General features: G+C 36.8%; 8 protein-coding genes. 5 read left to right on the plus strand and 3 right to left on the minus strand.

From position 1 onward, the window contains the following. Nucleotides 1–113 precede the first annotated feature (113 nt). The 4 genes from E7Z79_RS05860 (at nucleotide 114) to E7Z79_RS05875 (ending at nucleotide 3,121) form a co-directional block, all read left to right on the plus strand. Complete coding sequence (locus tag E7Z79_RS05860) at nucleotides 114–716, plus strand: class I SAM-dependent methyltransferase (RefSeq protein ID WP_303739037.1); 603 nt, start codon at nucleotides 114–116, stop codon at nucleotides 714–716. 91 nt (nucleotides 717–807) lie between these two features. Further along, nucleotides 808–1,395, plus strand: coding sequence for a class I SAM-dependent methyltransferase (locus E7Z79_RS05865; protein ID WP_303739038.1), 588 nt, complete (start codon nucleotides 808–810; stop codon nucleotides 1,393–1,395). Nucleotides 1,396–1,401: 6 nt separating this feature from the next. Continuing rightward, entirely contained in the window at nucleotides 1,402–2,112 is a 711-nt protein-coding gene (locus tag E7Z79_RS05870) for a 2-C-methyl-D-erythritol 4-phosphate cytidylyltransferase (RefSeq protein ID WP_303739039.1), read from the plus strand. Further along, nucleotides 2,099–3,121, plus strand: coding sequence for an alcohol dehydrogenase catalytic domain-containing protein (locus tag E7Z79_RS05875; RefSeq protein WP_369693435.1), 1,023 nt, complete (start codon nucleotides 2,099–2,101; stop codon nucleotides 3,119–3,121). The genes E7Z79_RS05870 and E7Z79_RS05875 overlap by 14 nt, the downstream gene beginning before the upstream one ends. Here the strand turns inward: E7Z79_RS05875 and E7Z79_RS05880 are convergent, their stop codons facing one another. From E7Z79_RS05880 to E7Z79_RS05890, 3 genes are all read right to left on the minus strand, one after another. Continuing rightward, nucleotides 3,122–3,643, minus strand: a complete 522-nt coding sequence (locus E7Z79_RS05880; protein ID WP_303739041.1) for a hypothetical protein — start codon at nucleotides 3,641–3,643, stop codon at nucleotides 3,122–3,124. A gap of 194 nt (nucleotides 3,644–3,837) precedes the next feature. Continuing rightward, on the minus strand, nucleotides 3,838–5,202 hold the full coding sequence (locus E7Z79_RS05885; protein ID WP_303739042.1) for an MATE family efflux transporter: 1,365 nt from the start codon (nucleotides 5,200–5,202) through the stop codon (nucleotides 3,838–3,840). Nucleotide 5,203: 1 nt separating this feature from the next. Beyond that, on the minus strand, nucleotides 5,204–5,656 hold the full coding sequence (locus tag E7Z79_RS05890; protein ID WP_303739043.1) for a MarR family winged helix-turn-helix transcriptional regulator: 453 nt from the start codon (nucleotides 5,654–5,656) through the stop codon (nucleotides 5,204–5,206). A 154-nt stretch (nucleotides 5,657–5,810) separates the two neighbouring features. Here E7Z79_RS05890 and E7Z79_RS05895 point away from each other — a divergent pair, with 154 nt between their 5' ends. Beyond that, entirely contained in the window at nucleotides 5,811–6,137 is a 327-nt protein-coding gene (locus E7Z79_RS05895) for a hypothetical protein (RefSeq protein WP_303739044.1), read from the plus strand. Nucleotides 6,138–6,173: the final 36 nt, after the last annotated feature.

Below are 6,173 nucleotides of genomic sequence, written 5' to 3' on the forward strand. Positions count from 1 at the left end.
TCCTCTTATAACTTTTTTTTCTTATTTTAATTAATTTTTAAGTGTTATTTACAAACTTTCACATTGACAATAATTATATACTATTTTTTAAATATTATTATTTAGGTGATAATATGATGATGCCTGAAAACGGACATAGGGCTCATGGATTTTCAAGTGCATTTTTCCTGGATTCAGATGAAATCATTCAAGAGCTAAATTTAAAAGGAAATGAAACAATTATGGATGCCGGGTGCGGTGATGGCCATAATGCAATCAAAATTCTAGAAGATTACAATCACAAGGGAATAGTCTATGCAGTGGATGTCTATGATGCTTCAATTGAAGATATGGAAAAATATAAAAGTGAAAACAATGTTGAAAACCTAATCAATATAGAAGCGGACATTACCGAAGGAATCCCTGGAGTTGATGACGGATCTGTTGATGTTGTCTTGATGGTCAATGTTTTCCATGGTTTTAAAGCGTCAAGAAGGATTGACGAAGCGATTACTGAACTTTCAAGAATAATCAAAAATGATGGAAAAATTGCAATCATGGACTATAAGGCTTGGGATGTTCCAAAAGGACCTCCAACACCTGTGAGATCTTCTCCTGAAGAGATGGAACAGCTGTTCAATAAGCATGGTCTTAAAATGACCTACTTGAATGAGGAGATAGGGGAAGATATTCCTGAAGGCAAATCCCACTACTTAATCATGTTTGAAAAGGAATAGCTTTTTTTTAATTGAGAGTTAAAAACTCTCCTAAACTTTTTTTTGAAAATTTTAAATACTATTTTTTAAAGATTATAATTAAGGTGTAATTATGGAGCATAGACATCATGGAAAATCAAGTGCGAATTTCTTAGATTCTGATGAAATACTAAATGAATTAAATCTCAAGGGCAATGAAACCTTTTTGGATGCAGGATGTGGTGACGGTTACATTTCCAAAAGGGCAATTGAGAAATATCTTCCGGAAGGCAAGGTTTATGCAGTTGATGCTTATGCAGAATCCATCAGGGAGCTGCAGGAATATGTCGATGAAAACAATGTAAAAAATCTGATTCCCATCGAAGCTGACATTACCAAAACCATTCCGGGCGTAGGTGATGAATCCGTTGATGTAATATTAATGCTTAATGTTTTCCATGGATTTAAGGAATCCCGCCAAAAGGAAGATGTCATAAACGAATTAAACAGAATTACCAAATCAGACGGCAGAATTGCCATAATGGATTTCAAACCTATTGAAATGACTAGAGGTCCTCCTTTGGACATTAGGATTTCACATGTTGAAATGGAAAAAATATTCAATGGTTATGGCCTTAAAAGGGATCATTTGACAGTTGATATTGGTGAAGAGAATCCCCAAGGTAAATCCCATTATTTAATCATATTTAAAAAGGAGTAGGTTCACATGATTTTTGCAGCGATACTTGCAGGTGGAATAGGTTCAAGAATGGGAGGTACGGACACCCCCAAACAATTTCTGACCCTAGGAAACAAGCCTGTAATTATTCATACTATTGAAAAGTTTGTAATCAATGAAAACATCGACAAAACAATCGTTCTGATTCCAAAGAACTTTATAAATCATACTAATAATCTGATTAGTGAATACATTGGTGAAAATGATGATATAATTGTCATCGAAGGTGGCGAAACCAGAAATGACACAATCATGAACAGCATCAAGTATATTGAAGACAATTTCGGCATCGATGACGAGTCCATTATCATTACCCATGACTCCGTGCGCCCATTTGTAACCCATAGGATCATCAGGGACAATATCGATGCGGCAAGAAAATATGGTGCCTGCGATACAGTTATTCCGGCTACAGATACCATTGTTGAAAGCGTCAATGGTGAGACCATTGAAAGTATCCCTGTGAGGGATTATTATTACCAAGGCCAAACGCCTCAGAGCTTCAATATAAAGAAACTTTTCAACTTAATCAATAGTTTAACAGAAGCTGAAACCAATATACTGACAGATGCATGCAAAATCTTTACACTTAAGGATGAAGATGTACATCTAGTTGATGGTGAAGTGACAAATATCAAGATTACATACCCTTATGACTTGAAATTAGCAAATACAATACTTGAGGATGGAAATGATTAATATTGTTTATAGACTCAAATCTCCCAAATTTTTTGAGGAATCGATTGATGAGGTGGAACTTGACGGAGTGGTCGTAAGGCCGACCTATCTTTCAATCTGTCAGGCTGACCAAAGGTACTATCAGGGTTCCAGACCTGCAGAGGTTCTTGAAGAGAAATTGCCGATGGCATTGATTCATGAAGGGATTGGTGAAGTGGTATATGACAAATCCGGCGAATTTGAAGCTGGAGACAATGTTGTAATGATTCCAAACACTCCTATGGGAGAAGATGTCTGCAGAGCCAATTATTCATACAAATCCAAATTCAGAGGAAGCGGATTTGACGGTTTCACTTCAGATTTGATTAGTCTGGATTCAAGTCGTCTGGTCAGAATTCCTGACGATTTCGACCCGAGGGTATCAGCATTCATTGAATTAATAACTGTTGCCTATCAGGGCATTTCCAAGTTTTCAGAGATTGCAACAACTCCAAAGGACACATTGGGAGTTTGGGGTGATGGAAATCTGGGTTTCATAACTGCTCTACTTTTAAAGAACAGGTTTCCGGAATCAAAAGTCATTGTTTTCGGAAAGCATCTGGAAAACCTGAACCTGTTTTCATTTGCGGATGAAATCCATCAGATACATAATGTTCCGGATGATTTTGCCCTTGACCCCGGCATTGAATGTGTGGGATCAAGCGCATCCCAATCAGCAATCGAACAGATTATTGATTTGGTCAATCCGCAGGGAACAATAAACCTATTTGGTGTAAGCGAATATCCGATACCAATCAACACAAGAATGGTTTTGGAAAAGGGTTTGACTATACAGGGAAACAGCAGGTCTGAAAGGGAAGACTTTGTTGGAGTGGTGGAGACTCTCAAACAAAATCCTCAGCTGTTTGAATATTTGGAAAAACTGGTTACAAACATATGTGAAATAAGTACTTTGGCCGACTTGAAGGAGGCATTTGATAAGGATTACATTTCACACTTCGGCAAAACCATCCTTAAATGGAACAAATGATCAATAGACCATATTCAGAATTTTTATGGATTCCACCCTGAAATAGTTCCTCTCATGTCTGTTGCACATTACGGGAAGCATTTCAACGGCATTGATATCATCACAGTCAAGAGCCACATCGTTTTTAAGCTTGTTCTTGATGCGGTTTAAAATCAGATGACAGATGTCGTCCTGTGAGCATGCAAGCTTAATTGTGAAATCCGCGTCTGATTTTAGAGGACATTCCCTGACATTAACATTGATGTTTTTAGGGCATATGATGTAGACTGATACCTTTTTTTGATGTTTTTCATAGAGATTTTCTGCAAATTCAACATATTTTGCAAGTTCTTCTGCATCAAAGTCTTTTAATTGGGTTTCAAAATCAATGTATTCTCCGTCTTCAGTTTTAAAGATGTCGCCTCCGGGATGAACTCCTTCATCAAGCATTATTTCATGTTTTGGAGCTATGCATATTTTTCTTGTGTCGCTGAAGACTTCTCTGATTGTTTCGCTTTTATAATCGAATTCTGTTTTATTCATTTTTTAACCTCTGAAATTGTACTTGTGTTTTCTATATTATTTTTCATCGCTTATAAATGGTTAAGTTTTAAATTTAAGCAATTTAAAGAGGTTAAATCAATTTTAAAAACTAAAATCAATATTTTTGGATGGTTAAAATAGTGAAGTTTAAAACATTATAGTGGAATGGTGATGGTAATAACTTTGGAAATATATTAATTTCCAAATTTTTCCCTTGTTCTTTTGATTTCGTATCTTGCAAATTCATAGTTGAGTATGCTGGCTATTGCCCTTCCTATACATAATCCCAACCAGATTCCGACTAAATCCATGTTTAGGATGAATACAAACACGTAAATCAACGGAACAACGAATAGGATTTCCCTAAGTATTGTAAACATCAGGCTGTATATTCCCTTTCCGATTCCCTGATAGAAGAAGCTTGAAGGTATTCCTATTCCGGTTAAAATCAGACATGGACATACCAGCTGAAGGTATTGTGCAATTCCAGGAACCAGATTTGCAGTTTCAGGAGTATATGCAAATATTGTGGCGAGAGGAGTTGCAAATATCACAAGTATTAATGTAATTGCGGTACCTAAAGCCAAACCGAACTTTGCACCAAACTTATGGGCTCTTGAAAGGTAATCTCCATTTCGGGCACCATATGCGCTTCCGGATACTGCGATAACTGCTGATCCTATAGCTGTAAGAGGCATTATTGCAAAGAGGTATAGCCTTTGTCCTGATGTGAATGTGGCTATTCCATAGTCTCCTCCGACCAGGGATATCACAATCAGATAGATTGACATTGCAATCGCCATAATAAGCATGTCCAGTGCAGACGGAATTCCAACCTTCAAAATGTCTCTTGCCAGTTTTGAGTTGAACTTGAAGTTTTTAAGTGTAACGTCAATGTAGGTGTCCTTTTTAATCAAAATCCAGTATAAAATTATTATTGCTGAAATTGCTGAGCTTACGATTGTTGCAAGTGATGCTCCGGCTGAGCCTAAACCGCATGTGTAGATGAATATCGGATCAAGGCTTGCATTTAGAATGACTGTGGCAACTACGACATACATTGCACGTTTCATGTCCCCTTCACCACGAAGGATTCCGCTGCATCCGTTTCCAAACATCAGGGCAACAAGACCTAAAAACAATGGTGTAGCATAGGCAATGGCTTCTTTCAGTGTTTGTCCTGTTGCACCATAGCTTTTAAGCAATGGTTCCTGTATTATAAGGAAAATGATTGTTAAGGCCACTGAAGCTATCAGAAATATGAACAGGGACTGTGTTGCGGATTCAGTTGCCATTTTCTTGTTCTTTGCTCCAATGAATCGGGAAATGCTGCTTGTAGCACCGTTTCCAAGTCCGACGCTTGCTCCATTCAGAATCATGAAAATAGGTGTTACGAATCCTATTCCTGCAATTGCAGTCGGTCCGAGGCCTGCCACCCATATTCCGTCAACGATATTGTACAATGCGGTTAAAATCATTGATATCATTATCGGAATGGCAAGTTTCTTAACTGCCCTTTCAGGCTCTCCCCTCATCAACTCAACGTTCTTATTTGCCATATCAATCACTGTCCCTCAAAATATCTTCGCTTTTTCTGGCAATGTTTTTTAACTGGTCTTTTGTTCTTTCGTCCAGTTCATAGATTCCAACGTTCTTTTCCCATTCTTCCAGGTCGTTTTTTAGTTGGATAGCCAGATTTTCTCCTTTTTCTGTTGCTTTCAAAATGTATTTTCTTCTGTTGTTTTCATCAACACTTCGTTCAACATATCCCTTGTCTTCAAATTTCTTTAATGCCTTGGCTATGGTTCCTTTGCTTTGGCCAAATGTGTTTGCCAAATCATCCTGTGATAAACCACTTCTTTTGTGTATTTCCAGTAGATAGCGACCTTCATGAATCATGTCTATTTGATTCGGATTTCTGAGAGAATATTTCAGTCTGTTTTTTGATATGTGTTCAATTAATGAGATAAAAGGCATTGAATCAAATTTATCGATATTATTTTCATCTGTCATGTTTTCAACTAGCATTTTTATGTAAGATTTTTCAGTCTTCAAAATTATTTTGTATGGGATTATATATAAATGTTTCCTCGGAAACTGTTTATCGATAAACAATGGTTGAAATACTTTATTAAGGATTATGTTGAAATTTTTAATTGGTGATGCAGTGGATTATGAAGCAATTATTAAAGAGAAATTTCCAAATTGCAATGTTGAAGTGATTCAGCCTGACTTTTTGGAGATGGATATGCTTATTGAATATATTACCGATGATATCATAGTGTATAGGCCTCATTCCATCATGGTTTACAGGCATATGATTCGTTTTTTGATGAATGTTGGTGAAAGGGGCAAGATCTATTATCTTGAAGGATTTACGGATGATGATTTAAAGTCAATCCATGCAGGCCTTTTGAAATTCACATACGGAAGGGATATCAGTATCAATCTGTTCAAAAATGCAAATCCTGACAGGGATGTTTTAGGATTATAACTGAAAAAATTCGTCGCAATTCTCGCAATAGTAGTT

Source organism: Methanobrevibacter thaueri, from assembly GCF_015062905.1.
GTDB classification, from domain to species: Archaea; Methanobacteriota; Methanobacteria; order Methanobacteriales; family Methanobacteriaceae; genus Methanocatella; species Methanocatella thaueri_A.